We start from the raw sequence: 23,914 nt of genomic DNA, 5'->3' as shown, positions 1-23,914 counted from the left end.
GAATCACTTTTGCCTCGAGCGAGGAAGTTCCCGCTTACATTGAAGGGAGCTGTACTATTTTGTTAAGCAAGTGATTTCGTGGTTTTATTTGTAAATGCTATACTGAATGATAATATGAAATTGTTTAAAAGGAGACAGCCTTGATGGATTACATAAAAATGAATCTGCCAGCGTTAAATCGCTTTGCTACAGATTATATAAATGGCGTATTGAAGAAGGGAGATTTTTTTCAATATGACTGGCAGGACGAAGGGGATATTCTCAAACGAGCTGAGTGGCTTGATTCAAAAATGTTCCCGCGTGATGAAGCTGCGTCCTATATTGAAGGCTTTATGGGGAAATTCGGGATATCGGAACGTTCGAAGGAGAATATTGAGGCATTAAGGAAAGATGCCCTCGTTATAATTGGAGGACAGCAGGCTGGTTTGCTGACAGGACCGCTCTACTCTATTCATAAAATCATTTCAATTATAAAATTGGCAAAAGAGCAAAGTGAAAAATTAAAAAAACCGGTCATTCCCGTCTTTTGGATCGCAGGAGAGGACCATGATTACAATGAGGTTAATCATGTGTATCTGGAATCAGAGAGCTCCATGCAGAAAATGACCTACCCTGGGCCGCCAACCGGAAAGCGAATGGTATCTGATATTAAGCTGGACAAGGATATGGCATTGGAATGGGCAGAGGCTGTGTTTGCTGAGCTTGGTGAAACCGAGAGGACTAATTTGCTAATGGACTGGGTTGATCATGCTATTGAACGCTCAGAGACATTTACAGAATTCTTTGCCTGTTTAATTAATGATTTGTTTAATGATACGGGTCTGCTGCTTGTCGATTCAGGAGATCCGCATTTCAGGAAGCTGGCCGCTCCTTATTATTATCAAATCGCTTTTGAGGGAAAAGGCATCAGCACCGAAGTTCTGAACCAGCAAGCCGTTCTTCGGGAATCGGGCTATAAGCCAATTATTGATATTAATGAAGAATGCTGTAACCTCTTTTATTATGAACCCACAACCCAAAATCGGGTTTTGCTGGAGAGAAAGCCTGGTACGGATCACTATGAGGGTAAGGGGTCAAATATCACCTTTACGGAAGCTGAATTGGATCGCCTTCTTTCTAAAACGCCTGAGAGCTTCAGTACGAATGTTGTAACTAGACCGCTGATTCAAGAAAAGCTATTCCCTGTGCTTGGTTTTATCGGAGGTCCGGGGGAGATTGCTTACTGGAGTGAAATTATGCCGGTCTTCCGTATGCTTGGAGAACAGATGCCGCCGTTATGGCCACGGTTATCCTTTACTTTGGTTGAAGGTGCTGTTAACAGATTGTTGCATGAATTAGATTTATCGATTGAGGAGGTTCTCCGTAAAGGCTGCTCAGCGCAGAAGGAGTCTTATCTGGAGAAACTTCATAAAAATGTACCAAACACTTATTCTGATATAATAAAATCACTAGAAAACGACCATATGAAGTGGCAGAACGATGTCGTTCATCTTGATGAGGGACTGAAACCTCTCTTCGAAAAAAACCGTCAGATTTTAGTGGATCAACTGCTGTTTATGCAGAAAAAGATAGAAGAACATCAAGCAAGAAAGAATGCTGATACTATAGGTAAATATGACCGTGTCGAAAATAGCTTGCATCCTGTCGGCGGATTGCAGGAGAGGATTTGGAATCCATTCTACTTCCTCAATCATTATGGATCTTCATGGATTGATGACCTTTTGGAAGAGGATTTAGCATTTGATGGATCTCACTATGTTATATATTTGTAAGTAGTACGAAAGACCCTCCTTTTAAGGAGGGTCTTTTTTGTGTGCAGCTAAAAAAAAGGGCGGCAATAGACTTGGTGAAATTAGGTGTAATCTTACAAGTTGAGTTGGAAAACACACACAACGGAGGATTGAATTGGCAGTTTGTAATAAATGCAGTGATATTTTATTCAAATATTAAAGATTTTTTAGTGAAATGGTGGTTAAAAGTGGAGGGATGTGGTACATTAAGGGGGAGAAGTGGGGTGAAGGACATGTTTTTGGGCGAATACCATCATTCTATTGATAATAAGGGCCGAATCATTATTCCCTCTAAATTCCGAGAGGCTTTAGGGGAGTCGTTTGTCATTACGCGCGGTCTTGATCAATGTTTGTTTGGATATCCCCGGAATGAATGGTCCGAGCTGGAAGAAAAGCTCAAAGGTCTCCCGCTTACGAAAAAGGATGCTAGGGCATTCACTCGGTTCTTCTTCTCCGGTGCTACAGAATGTGAGATTGATAAGCAAGGACGTGTGAATATTCCAAGCACTCTTTTAAACTATGGGAAATTGGAAAAAGAATGCGTAGTACTAGGTGTATCAAACCGGATAGAAATTTGGAGCAAGCCAATTTGGGAAGAGTATTTTGCAGAATCAGAAGATTCTTTCTCAGAGATTGCTGAAAACATGATTGGTTTTGATATTTAATGCGCATACTTCCTTTCAGGAAGGTGAAGAATGATATGTTTAATCATACTACTGTATTATTACATGAAGCTGTCAATGGACTAAATATAAAACCTGATGGGATTTATGTGGATTGTACCCTTGGTGGGGCCGGCCACAGCGAATTGATTGCAAAGGCTTTATCTGAAAAGGGCAGATTGATTGCTTTTGACCAAGATATAACAGCTCTAGAGAATGCAAAGAAGAAGCTTTCAGCCTATATGGATCGAGTTACTTTGGTAAATAGCAATTTTGTCCACTTTGACGAAAAGCTGAAAGAACTGGGAATTGAGAAGATTGATGGGATTCTTTATGACTTGGGAGTATCCTCCCCTCAGTTTGACACGCCAGAAAGAGGGTTCAGCTATAATTATGACGCACCGCTGGATATGAGGATGGACCAATCAGCACCCTTGAGTGCCTATCATGTCGTGAATGAATGGTCCTTTGAAGAACTAGTGAAGATATTTTTTAAATACGGGGAAGAAAAGTTCTCCAAACAAATTGCCAGAAAGATTGAGCAGGCAAGGGAAACGAAGCCTATTGAAACGACATTTGAGCTCGTCGATCTCATTAAAGAAGGCATACCGGCTCCAGCCCGCCGCAAAGGCGGTCATCCTGCTAAACGAATATTTCAGGCAATTCGCATAGCAGTCAACGATGAATTACGAGTATTCGAGGTTTCTTTAGAAAAAGCCCTTCCTATGCTTAATAAAGGCGGAAGAATTTCTGTGATAACCTTCCATTCACTCGAGGACCGCATCTGCAAGAGTTTTTTTAAGGAGAAATCAGAGTTACCGCCAATGCCGCATGGCTTGCCAGTCATTCCGAAAGAATTTGAGCCTGATCTTAAATTGATTACGAGGAAGCCGATTGTACCGAGTGAGGAAGAATTGGAAGCGAATAAACGTGCCAGATCCGCCAAGCTTAGAGTAGCTGAAAAGATTAAATAGAACAGATAATATTAGGAGGGGATAAACATGAGCAGTTTAGCGAAAAAACTTCAGCAGGAACAAACTAAACATACCGAAGTCAAGACGAAGAAAGTGGTCATACCTAATGGAATTACATTAGGAGAGAAGGTTTTGTACATAAGCTTTGCTTTGTTTATCGCTTTCTTTGCTGTCAAAATTATCTCGACGCAGGCTGACATTTATGCAATCAACCGCGATATTGTATCCGTTGAATCAAAAATAGAGGATCAAACGAAAGCCAATAAAGATTTAACCGACCAAGTGAGCGAATTAAGTACATATGATCGAATCTGGGCAAAGGCTAAAGAGTTAGGTCTTACACTGAAAGATCAAAATGTTAAGGTCGTGGAAAATTGATGAACAATAAAAAGAGTCGTAACAAAGGGGCAGCCTTCTTATTCATTATGTTTGGGCTGTTTTTTTGTGTAGTGTTCGTCCGGTTCCTCATCATCCAATATACCGGGGTCGCCGGCGGAGAGGAACTGGCTGCTAAGGCACAGGATAAATATCAAGTAAGCAGGACTTTAACTGCTGAGCGTGGCTCCATTGTGGACACAAAAGGAGAGGTATTGGCACGTGATACGTCTTCTTATAAATTGATTGCGATTTTAGATGACTCCCTGACAGAGGATGAGGATAACCCGCGCCATGTGGTTGATTCAGAGAAGACAGCTAGAATCCTTGCCGAACATATCAATATGGAGGAAAGTGAAATTCTTGCAAAGCTGCAAAAGAAGAATGTTTACCAAACGGAGTTCGGGTCCGCAGGGCGAGACCTTTCGCATCAGACGAAATTAGCCATTGAAGAGCTAGAGCTTCCTGGGATCACTTTCATTAAGGATACGAAACGTTTCTATCCGAATGGCGTATTCTCCTCTCATGTAATCGGATTTGTAGAAGAGGATGAAAATACCGGTAAAGTAACCGGAGCGCTAGGAGTAGAGAAGATGCTTGATAAGCATTTGCAGGAAGAGGATGGGTCCATAACCTTCCAGGGAGACTTATGGCGCAATATTTTGCCAAATAAGCAAACTGAAGTTCAGGAGCCATCAGATGGTGCGACTGTTCAATTGACCCTCGACAGCAAAATTCAAATCTTCCTTGAGGACGCAATGTCACAGGTTAACGATGAGTATAACCCGGTGAAGATGATCGGCATTGTGGCTGACCCAGACACTGGAAAGATACTCGCTATGTCCCAGCGGCCAACCTATGATTTAAATACAAGGAAGGGGCTTGAAAAAACATGGCAGAACCTGGCGGTAGAAGAATCATATGAACCAGGGTCAACGATGAAGGTATTTACGCTTGCAACCGCAATTGAAGAAGGGGTTTGGAACCCGAATGAATTATATAAATCCGGCACGTATAAAATTGATAAATCCACCACTATTGGTGACCATAATGGAAAACGAGGCTGGGGAACGATATCCTATTTAGAGGGTGTGCAGCGCTCATCTAATGTGGCCTTTGCGAAATTAGCGGTAGAGAAGATTGGATCTGATACCCTGCTTGAATATTTGAAGGAATTCGGTTTTGGAAAGAAAACAGGGATTGACCTTCCGCACGAAACGACTGGCCAGTTTGCTTATAAGTGGGAGTCTGAAAAAGTTACGACTGCCTATGGACAGGGAACTACGGTCACGCCTATTCAATTAATCCAGGCTGCAACAGCTATCACAAATGACGGAAAGATGATGAAACCATATGTAGTAGAAAAAATCACTGATTCATCAACTGGAGAAACGATCAAGGAGACCAAGCCCACTATGGTGGCAAAACCGATTTCCAGTGAGACGGCCACTGAGGTCCGAAATATTTTGGAGACGGTTGTCACCTCAGAAAAAGGGACGGGTAAACCGTATAAGATTGATGGTTATGATGTCATTGGGAAGACTGGAACAGCCTCCATTTATTCAAGTGAAAAGGGCAGATATTTAACCGGACACAACAATTATATCTTCTCTTTCCTTGGGGCTGCTCCTAAGGATGATCCGGAAGTGGTTGTTTATATCGCGGTTCAGCAGCCTCAGCTAAAAGGAAATGAATCAGGCTCCGCACCTGTTTCGAAAGTATTCAATAGCGTAATGGAAAACACGCTGAAGTATTTAAATATCGAATCAGAAGAAACTGACACGAAATCATTTGTTGAGGTCCCTGATGTTGTCGGCACAAATATAGAGCTTGCCAAGATGCAGGTTGAGAAAGCTGGCTTAACGCCAATTGTGATTGGTAATGGGACAAAGATTAAAAAGCAATCACCGAGCGGCACATCGGTCATTGAAGGTGAGAGGATTCTTCTGTTAACTGATGGAAAGCTTACTATGCCGGACTTTTCCGGCTGGTCATTGAGGAATGTTATGAAGGCTTCTTCCTTGATGGGGATTGATTTGAATACCTCTGGCTCTGGATATGTCTCAAGTCAAAAGCCTAAGACTGGTACGGTTTTAAAAGAGAATCAATCGATTGTCGTGCAATTTGAGGACCCGGAAACCATTTACGAGAAATCCAAAAAAGATGAAAAAGATGAGGAAAAAGAGGAAGTAGAGGAAGTAGGAGGCTAATTCCACTAGTTCAATAAGATAGTCCTTTTAGAAGGAATCCAGATGCCCAACCCGGCTATGTCTGGATTCCTTTTTTCATGAAATAAGGCCATGCTCATCCGTGATTTCTGTTTGGTTCTAATTCCACTGGTACAAGCATAAAGTGGAAATGTGCTTGTATTGGAGGGATTATTAGTGAGGGCATCAAATCATACGGTCCGAAAGCGATTAATTGCGGCATTATTAATTGGGTTAGCTGTTTTCGTTGTGATTGACCTGCGTCTTGGATATGTACAAATCTATATGGGGAATTTCTTGACGGAGCTTGCAAAGGATTCGTGGAGCCGAAATATTCCCTTTGAACCGAAAAGAGGAGAAATCAAGGATCGCAATGGCGTGGTTTATGCCACGAATAAATCGGCTCCGACTGTATATGTCGTGCCGCGGCAGGTGAAGAACCCGGGTGAAACGGCGACGGAGCTGGCAAGTGCCTTAAATATGAAATCGGACAAGGCTTATAAGCTCATTACCGCGAATACTTCAATCGTTAAGATTCCCGAAGGAAGAAAAATCAGTCATAGTAAAGCAAAGGAAATTCGTAATCTGGATTTGCCTGGTGTTTATATCGCAGAAGATTCCATTCGGTATTATCCGCATGGCTCGGCACTTTCTCACGTTCTCGGCTTTGCGGGTATCGATAATCAGGGTCTGATGGGCCTGGAGCTTGCTTATGACGAAGAGCTTAAGGGGAACAAAGGCTATGTGAAGTTTTATGCAGATGCGAAGGGTAAGCGGATGGAGAATATGGCTGATGATTACAAGTCTCCGCTGAATGGATATGATTTAACGCTTACCGTGGATAACCGCATCCAGACCATTATTGAACGGGAAATGGATATCGCCCAGGAAACGTATAATCCTGATGGAATGGTTGGTATTGCCGTAAATCCAAATACTGGAGAGATAATGGCGATGTCGAGCCGGCCAACATTTAATCCGACCAATTTCCGCAATGTTGCACCGGAAATTTATAATCGCAACCTGCCCGTATGGAGTACATATGAGCCGGGCTCCACCTTTAAAATCATTACACTGGCTGCTGCTCTTGAAGAGGAGAAAGTAGATTTAAAGAATGACCGGTTTTATGATGCGGGTTATGTAAAGGTGGGGGGAGCAAATCTTAGGTGCTGGAAAAGAGGAGGTCATGGGTCAGAGAGCTTCCTTGAAGTCGTGCAGAATTCGTGCAACCCAGGCTTTGTGGAACTAGGAGAGAGGCTCGGCAAGGAGAAGCTGTTTGATTATATTCATGATTTTGGTTTTGGAGAGAAAACAGGGATAGACCTCCAGGGTGAGGGGAGAGGAATCCTATTTAATGTGGATAGGGTTGGTCCGGTTGAGCAGGCAACGACGGCATTTGGTCAAGGGGTTTCCGTTACGCCGATTCAGCAGGTGATGGCGGTATCTGCAGCGGTCAATGGTGGGACATTATATACACCTTTTATCGCAAAGGAAATAAAGGATCCCGTAACAGGGGAAACAATCATGAAAAAGACTCCTAAGCCAAAGCGAAAGGTTATCTCTAAGGAAACATCGAAGGAAATAAGAGAGGCTCTAGAGACGGTGGTTGCCAAAGGGTCCGGAAAAGGCGCGTTCGTGGACGGATATAGAGTAGGCGGGAAAACGGGAACAGCCCAGAAGGCACAAAATGGCCGTTATTTAGAAAATAATTTCATCGTCTCCTTTATTGGATTCGCTCCGGCAGATGACCCTCAGATTGTTGTTTATATCGCGATTGATAATCCAAAAGGAACCGTCCAATTCGGTGGGGTTGTAGCTGCGCCGATTGTGGGCAGAATCATGAAGGATAGCTTGCCGGCATTGGGTATTAAGCCGAGGGAAGGGCAGGTTGAAAAGAAAAAAACCTATTTAGACCCTGTGGAGGAGGAGGTTCCTGACTTAGTTGGACTTACTTTAAGAGATCTGAGCGAGCAATACTCCAGGTTTAAAATTGCCGCTTCCGGGAAAGGAAACCGGATAGTACAGCAGTCGCCAAAAGCAGGTGTGAAATTGAAGGAAGGATCAACTATCCGCATCTATCTTGATGAAGATAATTGACCTTATGCTATATTGCAAGAAAGCATGGCGGCTGATTCGGTCAGCTGCCTTTTTGACATTTTTTTATAGATTGAATACATACTTTCTTATTTCTAATACCCTTAATTTACGATACAATAAGGAAGATTGCTTTTAAAAGAAAGGAACCTGTTTTATGAGACTTGATGATTTAATCAGTATAATACCGTTTAAACAAAAACAGGGTGAAGGGAATCCAAGCCTTACATCCATTGAAAATGATCACCGAAAAGTGAATAGTGGCAGTCTGTTTATCTGCATTAAAGGATATACCGTTGATGGGCATGACCTGGCACCGGAAGCCGTTAAGAATGGGGCTGTCGCTATTGTATCCGAGAAACCACTTGATGTGGACGTTCCTGTCGTCATCGTCAAGAGTACGGCAAAGGTTATGGCGCAAGTGGCAGATCAGTTCTATGGTCATCCTACACAAAAGCTCAACTTGATAGGTATTACCGGCACAAACGGCAAGACCACGATTAGCCATCTCATTGAGAAGCTATTTAAGGATATTAATCAAGTGACCGGATTAATCGGTACGATGTATACAAAGATTGGTAATGAAACCTTTGAAACAAAGAATACGACACCTGATAGTCTTACTCTTCAAAAAACATTCCATAGCATGACGGAGAAGGGGGTAGAGACAGCGGTAATGGAGGTCTCCTCACATGCCTTAGAAATGGGCCGTGTCTTTGGATGTGACTATGATATTGCTGTATTCTCAAACTTGACACAGGATCATTTAGATTATCATGGAACTATGGAGAATTATCGTTACGCTAAAGGCTTGCTGTTTGCAAGAATGGGCAATGCCTATAGGGACGGCAAACCGAAATATGCGATTCTAAATGCAGATGATGAGGCATCCATTATGTACGAAAGGGCGACTGCTGCAAATGTCGTTACATACGGGATTCATCAGGCGGCTGACGTAAAGGCTGAAAATATCCGGATTACTGCGCAAGGCTCATCCTTTACCCTTATTACCCCGGCTGAGAAGGTCGAGGTTTCCTTGCCGCTTATCGGCAAGTTCAATATTTATAATTGCCTTGCGGCGATTGCTGTCGGATTGGTATCAAATATTCCGCTTCAGCAAATCATTCAGTCGCTCAAAGAAATCAAGGGTGTTTCAGGGCGGTTTGAACGCGTCTATGGCGGTCAGGATTTCACGGTTCTTGTGGATTATTCCCATACACCGGACAGTCTAGAGAATGCTTTGAAAACTGTTAATGAATTTGCCGAGAAGAAGGTCTATGCCATTGTCGGATGCGGCGGAGACAGAGACAAAACCAAACGTCCGCTCATGGCGCAAGTAGCCTGTGAATACAGCACAAACCCGATTTTCACTTCTGATAATCCACGAAGCGAAGACCCTGAATCCATTTTGGATGATATGACAAACGGTGTGCTTGGGAAAGACTATAAGAGAATCACGGACCGCAGGGAAGCGATTTATGAAGCAATCAAGCAGGCCGAGCCGAAGGATGTCATCCTGATAGCCGGAAAAGGGCATGAGGATTATCAAATCATTGGCAAGGAAGTCATTCACTTTGATGACAGGGAAGTCGCTATGGAAGCAATCAAAGAAAAATTGAATAGTCAGCAGAAAGAAGAGAGGGTTTAAGAAAATGCTTGAACAAGTTTTATTTTTTACGATACTCGTATCATTTTTAATTACGGTTCTGCTCTCTCCAATCTTTATCCCATTTCTTAGAAGGCTCAAATTTGGGCAAAGCATTAGGGAAGAAGGACCAAAATCACACCAGAAGAAAACAGGAACACCTACAATGGGAGGAATCGTATTCCTTTTGGCCATCCTTGTGACGACCTTGGTTATGACAGGGAAATTTACAGAGGTAAGCGAAGAAACCTATTTGCTTTTATTTGTTACAATCGGGTTTGGGCTTCTCGGTTTCTTGGATGATTTCATTAAGATTGCGATGAAGCGTAATCTTGGGTTGACATCTAAGCAGAAGTTTATCGGCCAAGTCGTTATTTCTATCATTTTTTATCTCATTTGCAGGCAAAGTGATTTATCTACTGCAATTGGAATTCCATTCACGGATTATGAGCTCGATTTCGGATGGTTCTATGTGGTCATCGTGATTTTCTGGCTTGTTGGATTTTCCAATGCAGTCAATTTGACTGATGGATTGGATGGACTCGTTTCCGGGACATCCGCTATCGCTTTTGGCGCATTTGCCGTTTTAGCGTGGAACCAGCAAAACTATGAGGTAGCCCTTTTCTGTGTGGCAGTTGTAGGAGCTGTACTGGGCTTTTTAGTATTTAATGCTCACCCAGCGAAGGTCTTCATGGGAGATACAGGCTCCCTTGCTCTTGGGGGTGCCCTTGCGACTGTTGCCATCCTTTTGAAGCTTGAATTATTGCTCGTCATTATTGGCGGCGTATTTGTTATTGAAACATTATCGGTTATTCTGCAGGTAGCTTCCTTTAAAACGACTGGCAAGAGAATCTTTAAGATGAGCCCGCTGCATCACCATTATGAATTAAGCGGCTGGTCTGAGTGGAGGGTTGTCGTCACTTTCTGGTCAGTCGGATTGTTGTTATCAATCCTTGGAATCTATATAGAGGTGTGGTTATAGATGAAGCAAATAAATGACTTTCTTCGGAAAAAAGTATTGGTGTTAGGTTTAGCGAAAAGCGGAGTGAGTGCAGCATCCTTGCTGCACAAGCTTGGCGCGTTTGTTACCGTGAATGACTTCAAGCCCTTTGATGAGAATCCAGAAGCCCAAGGTCTTTTGGAGGAGGGGATAAAAGTGGTCTGCGGCTCCCATCCAATTGAGCTTTTGGATGATGGCTTTGAGCTGGTTGTCAAAAATCCGGGTATTCCCTACACAAATCCGATGATACAAGCGGCACTGGAGAGAAATATCCCAATAATTACAGAAGTAGAACTTGCGTATAAGGTTTCTGAGGCTCCGTTTATCGGAATCACCGGAACAAACGGAAAGACAACGACAACTACTCTCATTTATGAAATGCTAAAAGAAGGCGGGAAAAATCCGCTGATTGCCGGTAATATCGGAACCGTTGCGAGCGGTGTAGCTCAAGAGGCGACAAAGGATCATGTTATCGTCATTGAATTGTCATCCTTCCAATTGATGGGGATCAAGGAATTCCGCCCGCATATTGCCGTTTTCTTAAATCTTTATGATGCTCATTTGGATTATCACGGCACAAAAGAAGAGTATGGAAATGCAAAGGCGCGAATTACAGCCAATCAAACAAATGAGGATTATTTCATCTATAACGCAGGACAAGGAGAGACAACGGCTGCTGCGAAAGGAACCTCTGCCGTTTCAGTTCCATTCAGCACAGATTCCATTCAACGGGATGGGGCATATGCTGAGAATGGGTACATATGCTTCCGCGGAGAACAAATCATGGAAATGGATAAAGTTGTCCTTCCTGGACGTCATAATCTTGAGAACATCTTATCAGCTGTTGCGGCTGTTAAGCTCTATGGCGTTTCCAATGAAGCGATTGAAAAGGTATTAACTACCTTTGGAGGCGTTAAACACCGCACTCAATTTGTCCGTGAGCTGAATGGACGCAGATTCTATAATGATTCGAAAGCAACGAATATCCTTGCGGCAAGTGCAGCTATCTCCTCCTTTGATGGTCCGTTAATTCTGCTTGCGGGAGGGCTAGATCGCGGGAATGGCTTTGATGAGCTTATTCCGCTGCTCCAAAATGTCAAGGCAATGATTGTTTTTGGAGAAACTGCAGACAAACTGACAGAAACAGCGAAAAAAGCAGGAATAGCCATTATTAAACATGTCGATAATGTAGGAGTGGCAGCTCGTGAAGCATACGAGCTCTCAGAGAGCGGGGACACTATTTTGCTTTCTCCTGCATGTGCAAGCTGGGACCAATATAAAACTTTTGAGGTCCGCGGTGACATGTTTATGGATGCTGTGCATAAGTTAAAATAGGGGCTTGTTCCAAAACAGGACGTTATGTTCTGTTTGCGGATGAAGCAAAAGAGACGATTACTCAAGGAATGATCGTCTCTTTTTGTTACTAAGCCGGTTCATCCCTAATTTAGAATGCGTGAGGTGCATGCCAAGTGCCTGCTAAAAAAACAACACCTGATTTTATATTGATTATTGCCATGCTGAGTTTATTGTCAATCGGTCTTATTATGGTGTACAGCGCCAGTGCCATATGGGCCACCTATAAATTTGACGATACCTTTTTCTTTGCAAAGAGGCAGCTGTTATTTGCGGGTGTAGGGATTGTTGCGATGTTTGTCATTATGAATATCGACTATTGGAATTGGCGGAAATGGGCAAAGCCTATTATTATCATTTGTTTCGTGCTGCTTTTAGTGGTACTCATACCAGGTATCGGCACGGTTCGAAATGGGTCGAGGAGCTGGATTGGAGTTGGGGCTTTTTCCATCCAGCCGTCAGAGTTTATGAAGCTGGCGATGATTGTGTTCTTGTCTAAGTTTTTGTCTGAACGCCAGAAATACATAACCTCATTAAAGAATGGGCTTCTTCCATCGCTTGGTCTCGTGTTCATTGCTTTTGCGCTGATTATGCTTCAGCCGGATCTTGGAACGGGTACCGTTATGATTGGGACATGTATTGTGATGATTTTCATCGCAGGTGCCAGAATCAGTCATTTTGCTGGACTGGCGATGATAGGCATAGTTGGCTTTATCGGATTGGTTGCTTCTGCCCCTTACAGGATGAAACGGATAACCTCCTTTCTTGATCCTTGGCAGGATCCGCTTGGGAGCGGATTTCAAATCATCCAGTCACTATATGCGATAGGTCCAGGCGGATTATTTGGGCTTGGACTTGGACAAAGCAGGCAAAAATTCTTTTACCTTCCGGAGCCGCAAACAGATTTTATTTTTGCCATTCTATCTGAAGAGCTTGGATTCATCGGAGGAACACTCGTTATTTTCCTTTTCGCGCTGCTCTTGTGGAGAGGAATCCGGATTGCTCTTGGTGCGCCTGATTTGTTCGGCACTTTTCTTGCGGTTGGAATCATCGTGATGATTGCGATACAGGTCATGATTAATATAGGCGTTGTAACTGGCTTAATGCCGGTAACAGGCATAACACTACCGTTTCTAAGCTATGGTGGGTCTTCTCTTACATTAATGCTGATGGCAGTTGGTGTATTGCTGAACATCAGCCGATATTCAAATTATTAAAGGGGCTCATTAGAAAGTCCCTTTTTTGTAGTATTTTACACATGGAGTTCCAAAAAATTACCGTGGAACAGAGGGGCAGAAAACCCCTTGTTTCATGGTGTAAACGTGATAATATGTAAATGATACTATGTAAACAACGTTTATAGTGTAGTAGAATATGGGTAAACAGTAGAGTTGCTATATTAGCATTGAAAGGTGAATATAAATGAAAATTGTATTAAGCGGCGGTGGGACAGGAGGACATATTTATCCTGCACTTGCCTTGGCTAGAGAAATCAAGAAATTGAATCCAGAAGCAAGCTTTTTATACATAGGCACTGAGAAGGGATTAGAAAGCGATTTGGTAAGAAGGGAAGGGATACCGTTTGAAGCCATAGAGATAACAGGGTTCAAACGGTCCTTAAGTCTTGAAAATGTTAAAACCATCATGAGGTTTTTGACAGGTGTCTCAAAAAGCAAGAAGCTGTTGAAGCAGTTTAAGCCTGATGTGGTGATTGGGACTGGAGGATATGTGTGCGGACCTGTTGTCTATGCTGCATCCCGTTTGAATGTTCCTACCATTATCCATGAACAGAACAGTGTGCCGGGTTTGACCAATAAATTTTTGAGCCGCTATGTGAGTAAGGTCGCGATCAGCTTTGAGGAGTCTGCTCAATTCTTCCCGAAAGAGAAAGTCATCTTGACGGGCAATCCGCGCGGTTCAGAGGTGGTTTCCCATATTGGATCAAGGGCTATAGAATCTCTTGGCATAGATTCGAATAAGCCGGTTGTGCTGATCTTCGGAGGCAGCCGCGGTGCTAAGGCCATTAATGAGGCAGTCTTAAAGAATATAGAAGCATTAAAGGATAAGCCATATCAAGTGATTTATATTACGGGAGAGGTCCACTATCAATCTGTGAAGGATGAATTGGATCTGGTAGGTACACCGCCGAATATTATTGTGAAGCCATTCATCCACAATATGCCGGAAATATTGCCTGCAGTTGATTTAGTAGTCTCAAGAGCCGGTGCAACCACCATAGCAGAGCTGACGGCCCTTGGCATTGCAAGCATCCTGATTCCAAGTCCATATGTAACGAATAATCATCAAGAGAAAAATGCACAGGCACTAGTCGCTGACGGTGCGGCCATGATGATTAAAGAAAGTGATTTAAATGGAAACACCTTATTGAAAACGATTGATGACATCATGCTAGATGGCGAAAAGAACAAAATGATGAAAGAGGCGGCTAAGCGAAAAGGCATGCCTGATTCAGCTCGGAGGATGTTCCAGATCATAAAAGACTTGAAGCGATAAAAACAATGCCAGAAATTGATGAGGATGGGACAGGGAAAAGGTTGGATGTAAAGCGTTCCGTACTGGTATGCTGCATTCATCCTTTTCTTTTCTGCTTATTGGAGTGATAAATGCCACAAAGAAATATTTTTGCTTGGCGGGCAGAGGCTGATAAAGTCTTCGTCCACATCTCGTTATCAATTAATCATTCTATTGAAAAAAAATAAAAAAATACAAGCTGCGATGTGTTATAATTTTCTCATAATTAGGCATATTTTGTGTCTGACTATGGTCTTTTGAACAGGATTGACAAAAATTTGAAATCAGCGCAGGACTGAATAGACTTTCGCTTCATTAGACTGCTGCAAAAGGACAGATAATAACCATAAACCACTATGCCTCATTTAGAGGGAATAATGGTAACTTCATAAAAATAAATAGACCAACCATGGGTGTACAATTTCATCAGTGCTATTGTTGCCGCTTGGATTCTTAAGTGTTTCAGCAAACATTTTGGGTTATTGCTTCTTTATGCTGAGCAGGATTTAACACGTGGTGAATTAGAGGTGTATGGGTTGGAAAAAAATATTGTATCCATAGAAGATAGGATTCCGAAATTAAAGCAAATGCGGAAAAAGAAAGCAAACAGGAGATTGATTGGATTGCTGACGATTTTCTTTTTGCTGATTTTCAGCATTATTTATTTTCAGTCTCCGATAAGCAAAATTCAGGCAATAAAGGTTGAAGGAAATTCATATTTGACCGATAAGGAGATTATCCAAGCAAGCGGCATTCAGCTCGAGGAAAATTTCTGGGAAGTTAAAAAGGATCAAGCAACCTCAGCAATTAAAAAAGAAAAGGAAGTGAGCTCGGCTAAAATATCGAGGCAGCTTCCAAATACGATAGTTATTACAGTAGATGAATATGAATACACGGCCTATGTACAGGAAGGCAAAAACTATTATCCTGTCTTGGCGAACGGCACGATTTTAAAAAAGAAATTAAGAGTGATACCTGATTCAGGTCCTTTGCTAGTTTCCTTCAAGGAAGGAAAAGCACTTCAGACAGTTATAGAGCAATTGGACAATCTTTCACCGGAAATTATGAATTCTATCTCAGAGATTCATTTTAATCCAAGTGAATCCTCGCCCTATAAGATTACTTTATATATGAATGACGGCTATGAAGTGACAGCGAGCGGGGAAACGCTGGCCAAAAAAATGGCTCATTATCCTGCCATTGTCAGTCAGCTGAGTGAAGAGGATAAAGGTGTCATTGATTTAGAGGTAGGCTCTTATTTTAGGGCATATGAAACCGATACAGAAGAAGAGGGAGCATCTGAAGAACAAGAATAGGAAGATGAACTCCGTATTGCTCTTAAATAAAGATGGGTAAAAAGTATTAGTTGTAAAGTCCTTTTTATGACATTTAAGACGAGTTAAACTCCATTTTGTCAATGGGAAATCATCAAAATGAAAAAAAAGTAACAAAATTAAATAATATTTAATAAAGTTTCTTTTGTAATATCATTTTTCGCTATAAATATGGCTTTTCTAGGCGTGCATCTTAGTGTAGACTTGTATTTAACAAGGCGATTTTCAGCATAAGGGAATTACTTTTGTGAAATAATGCAAAATGAACCGAAATACCTTGTAAATTGCAAGTAAATGCCAAAAGGAAAACAGGAATTCATAAACTTTTGGCGAATAGTATTTTATAGACAAAAAACATGACATATAGGCTATGTTAGCTTTCACTGCTGCTACGATTAGCAATTCGAGGCGAATGAAAACAGAACGTATGCTAAGTGAGCATGGCTGTTCTGCCTGAGTATGGCTGAGAGGGCGGCAAAAGGCTGGCATAAACCTTGATAATAAATAGAGATTGCTATATTAAAGGAGGTGCCAAAGGGTGCACAACAATGAATATTATGTTAGCTTGGACATCGGTACATCCACTGTGAAAGTGATTATAGGAGAGATGGAAAACAACTCCTTAAACATTATCGGCGTGGGAAATGTTGCATCTGAAGGCTTGAAAAAAGGACAAATCGTTGACATAGATGAAACTGTCAAGTCGATTAGAAAAGCGGTAGAGCAGGCTGAAAGAATGGTAGGAATGAAAATACAGCGCGTAATCGTAGGCATAAGCGCCAACCATGTACGTTTACAGCCGTGCCACGGTGTCGTTGCGGTATCAAATGAAAACAGGGAAATCACAGAGGCGGACAAGCTGCGTGTGAAGGATCAGGCTGAACTCGTGACTATCCCATCCGACAGAGAGATTATTGATTGTATTCCAGTGAGCTATAAAGTAGATGAAATAGAAGACATAAGCGATCCAAAAGGTATGACCGGTGTTCGACTAGAAATGAAGGGTGTTCTGATTACCGGCCTAAGAACCATTTTACATAATACTTTGCGCGCGGTAGAACGGGCAGGTTTAGAGATAACTGATATTGCTTTGCAGCCTATGGCGGCGGGATCACTCGTATTATCCAAGGATGAAAGAAATTTGGGAATTGCCCTTGTGGATATAGGCGGAGGATCAACTTCAGTTGCTGTGTTTGAGGATGGAGAACTGAAGGGAGCTTCCGTTATTCCGCTTGGAGGCGATGCGATTACGAAGGATATCAGCATCGTTTTAAAGACACCTACTGAGGAATCAGAGAAAATCAAAATTCGATATGGACATGCGTTCATTGACGATGATGCCGAGGAAGAGATGTTTACGATTCCTGTTATCGGCACTGACAAAATGCAGAAGTGTAATCAATTCGTCATTTCTGATATTATGGAGGCAAGACTCAGCGAAATCTTTGAAATGGTAGAAGATGAGATTGCCAGAATGGGTGTTAAAGAGCTCTTAGGCGGCTATGTTTTGACTGGCGGTGTCGTCAAAACGCCAGGTATACTTGATTTGGCACAGCATGTTTTCCAAAATCGTGTCAGAGGGGCAGAACCTAATTATATCGGGGTAAGAGAGCCGCAATATACAACTTCTGTTGGGCTTATTACATATGCTTGCAGAAAAGCAAGATCTCAAGGTCTTCAATTAGGAGCGCACACGGTTGCTGCTGCTAGTGAGCCGGTGGAAAAAAGACCATCTCAAAAATCACCACAAAAAGAAAAAGCACCGAAAAATCCGGAAGATAAAATGAGCAACAAGATGAAAAAATTCTTCGGAGTGTTTTTTGAATAGCGAATATATTTAACTGAAAAAATAGGAGGACTACTCATGCTAGAATTTGATACAAATATTGATTCGTTAGCAACAATAAAAGTAATCGGAGTAGGCGGCGGAGGAAACAATGCCGTTAACCGAATGATTGAACATGGTTTGCAAGGCGTTGAGTTCATTGCTGTGAATACGGATGCCCAAGCACTTAACCTGTCCAAAGCAGAAGTGAAAATGCAAATTGGCGGCAAGCTGACTCGCGGACTTGGAGCAGGTGCAAACCCTGAGGTTGGTAAAAAAGCTGCTGAAGAAAGCAAAGAACAAATTGAACAAGCTCTTGAAGGAGCAGACATGGTATTCGTTACTGCCGGTATGGGAGGCGGTACAGGAACTGGAGCGGCACCGGTTGTTGCCCAAATTGCCCGTGAACTCGGTGCCCTTACCGTTGGTGTCGTAACAAGACCGTTTACCTTTGAAGGCCGCAAGCGTTCTACTCAGGCTCAGGGCGGAATAGCTTCCATGAAAGAATCGGTTGATACATTGATTGTCATTCCTAACGACCGACTTTTAGAAATCGTTGATAAAAGTACGCCGATGCTTGAAGCTTTCCGTGAAGCGGATAATGTCTTAAGACAAGGTGTACAAGGTATCTCTGACTTGATTGCTGTACCTGGTCTCATTAACCTTGACTTTGCCGATGTGAAGACAATCATGTCCAATAAAGGATCAGCCTTAATGGGTATTGGTGTGGCATCTGGCGAAAGCCGCGCTGCTGAAGCAGCCAAAAAGGCTATCTCTAGTCCGCTTCTAGAAACATCTATTGATGGTGCACAGGGTGTCTTGATGAATATTACAGGCGGAACAAACTTAAGCTTGTTTGAGGTACAGGAAGCAGCTGATATTGTCGCATCTGCCTCTGATCAAGAAGTGAATATGATCTTTGGTTCTGTCATCAATGAGAACCTGAAGGATGAAATTGTCGTAACGGTCATTGCAACTGGCTTCAGTGAAGTTGAACAGGCTCGACCGGCATCCAGACCAAACTTTGGCCAAACAAGACCTCAAGCTAACCCCAATCCTGTGAAAAGAGAAGCACCGAAACGAGAAGAGAGAGAAACCTATTCTCAAGAACCTAGTAGAAGCAGCCAAAGTGGCAGCCAAAATAATCAAGATGAGGCGCTTGATATTCCGACATTCTTAAGAAACCGGAACCGTCGCCGATAATTAAATACAAATTAGCAGAAGGGTGCTCCATATCGTCTTAATGATGACGATATGGAGCACCCTTTTCGCTTTCTGACATGTCGCAATCTCGACAAATAGTGCTGAAATCACAAATAAAAAGAGCTTGTCTGCTTTACAGGAAATGACAACCTTTTAAGTGAATGGGCTGTATAATTTCTAGTATATTCTGCATTATGCAAATAGGTGATGGGTGCATGGAAATATACATTGATGCGATTTGGTTCCTGAATGTTGTATTTGATTCTCTGCTATTGGTTTGGTCGGCGCTGCTGCTGAAGGAAAAGGTCAACTGGATCAGAATGTTAGGAGGTGGCCTGGTAGGCTCATTAATCATTTGGCTGTATATTACGCCTTATGCATTTTTAGCTGATCAAATATGGCTGAAGGGTTGCTTTTCCTTATTAATGGTGCTCGTTGCCTTCGGCTTCAAGGCCCCCGGTATATTTTTGAAACGCCTGCTAACCTTGTATGCAATCACCTTTATGTCTGGCGGCATTCTGCTCGGCTGCTATTATTTTTTTAATTTTAAAGCAGCAGGCTATCTTAATGGTTTTGCTAGCGGCTCTGGAAGCTTCGGTGACCCGATAAGCTGGATATTTGTCATGATTGGATTTCCGCTTGCCTGGCATTTTACGAAGAAGCATATACAGGTCCTCGAGCTAGCCAATTGGAGTGATAAGCAATCAGTCGATTTGCGCATTGTATTGAATGGACTGGAAATTGAGGCGAAAGGACTGGTGGATACAGGGAATCAGCTAATGGATCCTTTGACGGGGTGCCCTGTTTGCATTATCTCGATTCATGGGAAAGAGAAAATTCTTCCAAAAGAAGTTGTGACGATGATTGAGAAGGGTGTAGAGAATATGAGCCATGAGGGTGGAGGTCTGCCTGATGCATGGCAAGGGAAGATGAGGATTATTCCTTGCCGGGTTGTAGGTGAGGATAACCAGCTTTTAATAGGGTTTAAGCCAGATGCACTTTATATTGAAGTCTTAGGAGAATACAAGGAAACATCCAAATGTGTGATTTCTTTTACAAAGCAGCAATTATCATCTGATGGAAATTTTGACGCCATCATTCATCCGAAGCTAGTGCCGGCAGCAAGTACGGTCCATGCCTCATAAGGATGCCAAACAAAGGGAAAGGGCGGTCCTGAAAATGAAAAATATCCGATTTAAGATCTCATACTATTGGACAAAAATCTTAGTTAAGTTAAGAATCAAATCAAAAGAAGTCTATTATATAGGGGGAAGTGAAGCCCTACCGCCGCCGTTAAGCAAGGAAGAAGAAGAGATTCTCATTCATAAGCTCCCAAAAGGGGATGAAACGGCGAGAGCCATCCTGATAGAACGCAATCTCAGACTCGTCGTCTACATAGCGAGGAAATTTGAGAATACAGGCATAAATATTGAGGATCTTATCAGCATTGGCACCATTGGATTAATCAAAGCGGTAAATACATTTAATCCGGAAAAGAAGATAAAATTGGCTACCTATGCATCTCGCTGCATTGAGAATGAAATCTTGATGTATTTGCGGCGCAACAGCAAAACACGTTCGGAAGTTTCTTTTGATGAACCGTTAAACATTGATTGGGACGGAAATGAATTGCTGCTTTCTGATGTGCTTGGAACAGATGATGATATCATTACGAAAAATTTGGAATCTACCATTGATAAGAAACTTCTTTTGAAAGCGCTTGATCAGTTAAATGACCGTGAGAAACAAATCATGGAGCTCCGGTTTGGCCTCGTCGGCGGAGAAGAAAAGACGCAAAAGGATGTTGCTGACTTGCTAGGGATTTCGCAATCTTATATTTCAAGATTGGAAAAGAGAATTATTAAACGGTTACGCAAGGAGTTTAATAAAATGGTTTAATAAGACATTTTATTTTTTTGCCGGAAATAAGAAAGAGCGCTGAGCACTTGCTTTATCCTGCCTAGATTGTCTGCATCTTCATTTTTTTATATGAATATAATTTCTCCCGAGGGAGATACTTTACTTTGTACATCAGTTCCTGCTAGGAGGGAATGGATTGACTCGAAACAAAGTAGAGATATGTGGTGTGGATACATCCAAATTACCAGTATTAAAAAATGAAGAAATGCGGGAATTGTTTAAACAGATGCAGGCGGGTGAGAGAAGCGCAAGGGAAAAGCTCGTCAATGGGAACCTGAGACTTGTTTTAAGCGTCATTCAGCGTTTCAATAACCGCGGCGAATTCGTCGATGACCTTTTTCAGGTCGGATGCATCGGGCTGATGAAGTCTATTGATAACTTCGATTTAAGCCAGAATGTTAAATTCTCAACCTATGCTGTACCAATGATTATTGGGGAGATTCGCCGCTATTTGCGGGATAATAACCCCATCAGGGTTTCAAGGTCGCTTAGGGACATTGCCTATAAGGCTCTCCAGGTCAGGGAACGGCTGACAAGTGAAACATCAAGAGAACCTACGTCAGAGGAAATCGCAAAAGAGCTTAATGTAACGTATGAGGAAATTGTGTTTGCATTGGATGCCATTCAAGATCCTGTATCCTTGTTTGAACCCATCTACAATGATGGAGGAGATCCTATTTATGTCATGGATCAGCTGAGTGATGAGAAAAGCAAGGATAGCACATGGATTAATGAAATTGCGCTTAAGGATGGTATGAGACGTCTAAATGAGCGAGAAAAAATGATACTGAAAAAGCGTTTCTTCCAAGGGAAAACCCAGATGGAAGTAGCAGAGGAAATTGGGATATCCCAAGCACAGGTTTCCAGGCTCGAAAAAGCAGCCATACGTCAAATGAACAAAAATATATAAGAGCGGTTGTCGCAGGCCGAGATTTAAGCGGACAAGTCATTCTTAATTTTTGGCCTGGCATAACAGCAGTTACAGTATGGATGGAGGAGAGTGAATGCTCTCCTCCTCTTTTTTTTGCATGCGTATAATAGGTTTTCGAGCATACCGGCAAGGGAATAGAAAAAGGTGGTATGCCAGGATGTACCTGGTAACGAGGGGTTCTGTATCTGCCTAGAACAGCATATACTGTCATAAATCTCTTTATGTGAATAGGTGGTATCAGCCATGATTAAAATTTCGGAATTCCAGGTAAAAGACATCGTTAATACACTTGATGGAAAGCGGCTTGGTAATGTGGGAGATATTGATATTAATTTGCATACAGGAAGAATTGACAGTATAACGGTCGGAACAGGAAGAATGCTTTCTTTCTTGAACAAAGAAGAGGAAATTGTCATCCCTTGGAATAAGATTAAGATGATTGGCGAAGATGTCATTTTGGTAGAATATCGCCTATAGGAGGCGAGTCAACCAAGTAGAGCATAATATGACGGTTTATGATAAAATGAAAGAAAAAGTCAAGGAGTTCAATAGTGGAATCGTTTGTACGAACATCTGAATCAATTTTATCCATAAGACCATGGACGGATAAGTACCCCAATCTGGCTGCAGGCTTTACGACAAAGGATGGCGGTATAAGCAGGGGTTATTTTCATTCGATGAATCCAGCCTTTCATGTGAATGATTTGGCTGATGATGTTGTCAGCAACAGGAAAATATTGGCCGAGAGAATTCATGTGCCGGCTGAGAAATGGGTCGGGGCCGAGCAAACCCATGAAACGAATATCGTGAAGATAACGGCTTCAGAAGCAGGATTAGGTGCCTTGGATTATGCCACTGCCTTAAAACAGACAGATGGAATGTATACGAAGGAAAACGGCATATTATTGACGCTCTTGTTTGCTGATTGCGTTCCTGTGTTCTTTTTTGCCCCAAAGCATCATCTGGTTGGCGCCGCCCATGCTGGGTGGAAGGGAACAGTTGGAGGAATCTCAAAAGCGATGGTCGAAAAATGGACAAGGGTGGAAGGGATTCCTGCTGAGGATATTTATGTAGCAATTGGTCCATCTATTTGTCCCAAATGCTACATGGTCGACAAAAAAATTATTGACTTGTTAAAGGTAATACTAGAAGAAGAGACAAAAACCGCTTATAATCAAATTACAGAATCACAATTTTCGCTTGATTTAAAGAAGGCAAATGCGTTAATTCTTCATAAATCCGGTATCTTGAATGAGAACATCATCACATCTGAGTTGTGTACAAGCTGCGACGAAACGCTCTTTTTCTCCCATCGGAGAGATTCAGGGAAAACAGGGCGAATGATGGGCTTTATTGGCTTTAAGGAGGAATAAACGTAATGGATGTTGCCAGCAATCTACATAATATTGAAACGCGCATCAATGAGGCAGCGGAGCGAGCGGGACGAAATCCTGGTGACATTAAGATCATCGCGGTTACGAAATACGTTACAGCCGCACGTGCCAAAGAAGCGTATGAAGCGGGAATCCGGAACCTCGGAGAAAACCGTTCAGAGGGTATACTCGCTAAGCGTGAGTTCTTTGATGAACAGCCGATATGGCATTTCATCGGTTCACTGCAAACAAGAAAGGTCAAGAGCATCATTGATAAAGTAAATATTATTCATTCACTTGACCGCATCTCGCTGGCGGAAGAGATCCAGAAAAGGGCAGAAAATCCTGTCGAATGCCTTGTTCAGGTCAATGTCAGCGGAGAAGATACTAAACATGGTATAACCCCTCAAGAAACAATAGAATTTGTTAAACAACTTGCAAACTTTGATAAAATAAGGATCATTGGTTTGATGACAATGGCACCATTAACCGATAATCATGATGTAATTCGTCAATGTTTCAAAGATTTGAAGAACTTGCAAGTTCAAATACAGAACTTATTGTTGCCGTATGCCCCTTGCCGCGAATTATCAATGGGAATGTCAAATGATTTTGAGATTGCTGTTGAAGAAGGTTCAACAATGGTCAGAATTGGAACTGCCCTGGTAGGGAATGAATAAGAAAGAGGTGTAATAT

The 23,914-nt window shown here is 42.3% G+C and carries 20 protein-coding genes; all 20 read left to right on the top strand.

Annotated elements, in window-relative coordinates; genetic code table 11:
* The first annotated feature begins 143 nt into the window (after positions 1-143).
* The 20 genes from bshC (at position 144) to CYL18_RS11215 (ending at position 23,898) form a co-directional block, all read left to right on the top strand.
* Positions 144-1,772, top strand: a complete 1,629-nt coding sequence (bshC, locus tag CYL18_RS11310) for a bacillithiol biosynthesis cysteine-adding enzyme BshC (protein WP_104849624.1) — start codon at positions 144-146, stop codon at positions 1,770-1,772.
* A gap of 251 nt (positions 1,773-2,023) precedes the next feature.
* Positions 2,024-2,455, top strand: coding sequence for a division/cell wall cluster transcriptional repressor MraZ (mraZ, locus tag CYL18_RS11305; protein WP_104849784.1), 432 nt, complete (start codon positions 2,024-2,026; stop codon positions 2,453-2,455).
* A gap of 35 nt (positions 2,456-2,490) precedes the next feature.
* Positions 2,491-3,426, top strand: coding sequence for a 16S rRNA (cytosine(1402)-N(4))-methyltransferase RsmH (gene rsmH, locus CYL18_RS11300; RefSeq protein WP_104849623.1), 936 nt, complete (start codon positions 2,491-2,493; stop codon positions 3,424-3,426).
* A 27-nt stretch (positions 3,427-3,453) separates the two neighbouring features.
* Positions 3,454-3,804 (top strand): cell division protein FtsL, encoded by a 351-nt coding sequence (gene ftsL / locus CYL18_RS11295; protein ID WP_104849622.1) that lies wholly within the window; start codon positions 3,454-3,456, stop codon positions 3,802-3,804.
* Entirely contained in the window at positions 3,804-6,011 is a 2,208-nt protein-coding gene (locus CYL18_RS11290) for a penicillin-binding protein (RefSeq protein ID WP_104849621.1), read from the top strand. The genes ftsL and CYL18_RS11290 overlap by 1 nt, the downstream gene beginning before the upstream one ends.
* A 174-nt stretch (positions 6,012-6,185) precedes the next feature.
* The gene (locus CYL18_RS11285) at positions 6,186-8,105 is read left to right on the top strand and encodes a stage V sporulation protein D (RefSeq protein ID WP_104849620.1); all 1,920 of its coding nucleotides are present in this window, start codon (positions 6,186-6,188) and stop codon (positions 8,103-8,105) included.
* Positions 8,106-8,259: 154 nt separating this feature from the next.
* Positions 8,260-9,750, top strand: coding sequence for a UDP-N-acetylmuramoyl-L-alanyl-D-glutamate--2,6-diaminopimelate ligase (locus tag CYL18_RS11280; protein ID WP_104849619.1), 1,491 nt, complete (start codon positions 8,260-8,262; stop codon positions 9,748-9,750).
* A 4-nt stretch (positions 9,751-9,754) separates the two neighbouring features.
* Positions 9,755-10,729, top strand: coding sequence for a phospho-N-acetylmuramoyl-pentapeptide-transferase (gene mraY, locus CYL18_RS11275; RefSeq protein WP_104849618.1), 975 nt, complete (start codon positions 9,755-9,757; stop codon positions 10,727-10,729).
* Positions 10,730-12,082 carry a UDP-N-acetylmuramoyl-L-alanine--D-glutamate ligase gene (gene murD / locus CYL18_RS11270; protein WP_104849617.1) on the top strand — a complete coding sequence of 451 codons (1,353 nt, stop codon included), beginning with the start codon at positions 10,730-10,732 and terminating at the stop codon, positions 12,080-12,082. It abuts the gene before it with no gap.
* A gap of 134 nt (positions 12,083-12,216) precedes the next feature.
* Positions 12,217-13,317, top strand: coding sequence for a stage V sporulation protein E (gene spoVE, locus CYL18_RS11265; RefSeq protein WP_104849616.1), 1,101 nt, complete (start codon positions 12,217-12,219; stop codon positions 13,315-13,317).
* 205 nt (positions 13,318-13,522) lie between these two features.
* On the top strand, positions 13,523-14,614 hold the full coding sequence (murG, locus tag CYL18_RS11260) for an undecaprenyldiphospho-muramoylpentapeptide beta-N-acetylglucosaminyltransferase (protein WP_104849615.1): 1,092 nt from the start codon (positions 13,523-13,525) through the stop codon (positions 14,612-14,614).
* Positions 14,615-15,159: 545 nt separating this feature from the next.
* Entirely contained in the window at positions 15,160-15,948 is a 789-nt protein-coding gene (locus CYL18_RS11255; protein ID WP_236636412.1) for a cell division protein FtsQ/DivIB, read from the top strand.
* 556 nt (positions 15,949-16,504) lie between these two features.
* Positions 16,505-17,794, top strand: coding sequence for a cell division protein FtsA (ftsA, locus tag CYL18_RS11250; protein ID WP_104849613.1), 1,290 nt, complete (start codon positions 16,505-16,507; stop codon positions 17,792-17,794).
* 36 nt (positions 17,795-17,830) lie between these two features.
* On the top strand, positions 17,831-18,994 hold the full coding sequence (ftsZ, locus tag CYL18_RS11245; RefSeq protein ID WP_104849612.1) for a cell division protein FtsZ: 1,164 nt from the start codon (positions 17,831-17,833) through the stop codon (positions 18,992-18,994).
* A gap of 215 nt (positions 18,995-19,209) precedes the next feature.
* Entirely contained in the window at positions 19,210-20,139 is a 930-nt protein-coding gene (spoIIGA, locus tag CYL18_RS11240; RefSeq protein WP_161497128.1) for a sigma-E processing peptidase SpoIIGA, read from the top strand.
* 34 nt (positions 20,140-20,173) lie between these two features.
* Positions 20,174-20,893: an RNA polymerase sporulation sigma factor SigE gene (sigE, locus tag CYL18_RS11235; RefSeq protein ID WP_104849783.1), complete on the top strand. Its 720-nt coding sequence runs from the start codon at positions 20,174-20,176 to the stop codon at positions 20,891-20,893.
* 157 nt (positions 20,894-21,050) lie between these two features.
* Positions 21,051-21,824, top strand: a complete 774-nt coding sequence (sigG, locus tag CYL18_RS11230; protein WP_146102844.1) for an RNA polymerase sporulation sigma factor SigG — start codon at positions 21,051-21,053, stop codon at positions 21,822-21,824.
* A gap of 264 nt (positions 21,825-22,088) precedes the next feature.
* A complete protein-coding gene (locus CYL18_RS11225) occupies positions 22,089-22,322 on the top strand; it encodes a YlmC/YmxH family sporulation protein (protein WP_104849609.1) in 234 nt (77 codons plus the stop codon).
* Between the two features lie 74 nt (positions 22,323-22,396).
* A complete protein-coding gene (pgeF, locus tag CYL18_RS11220; RefSeq protein ID WP_104849608.1) occupies positions 22,397-23,218 on the top strand; it encodes a peptidoglycan editing factor PgeF in 822 nt (273 codons plus the stop codon).
* 5 nt (positions 23,219-23,223) lie between these two features.
* Positions 23,224-23,898 (top strand): YggS family pyridoxal phosphate-dependent enzyme, encoded by a 675-nt coding sequence (locus CYL18_RS11215; protein ID WP_104849607.1) that lies wholly within the window; start codon positions 23,224-23,226, stop codon positions 23,896-23,898.
* The last annotated feature ends 16 nt before the right edge of the window (positions 23,899-23,914 follow it).

It is taken from the genome of Pradoshia eiseniae, from assembly GCF_002946355.1.
Classification (GTDB): Bacteria; Bacillota; Bacilli; order Bacillales; family Pradoshiaceae; genus Pradoshia; species Pradoshia eiseniae.
The sequence above is the reverse complement of the archived record's forward strand: the minus strand, read 5'-3'. Positions and strand labels throughout refer to the sequence as shown.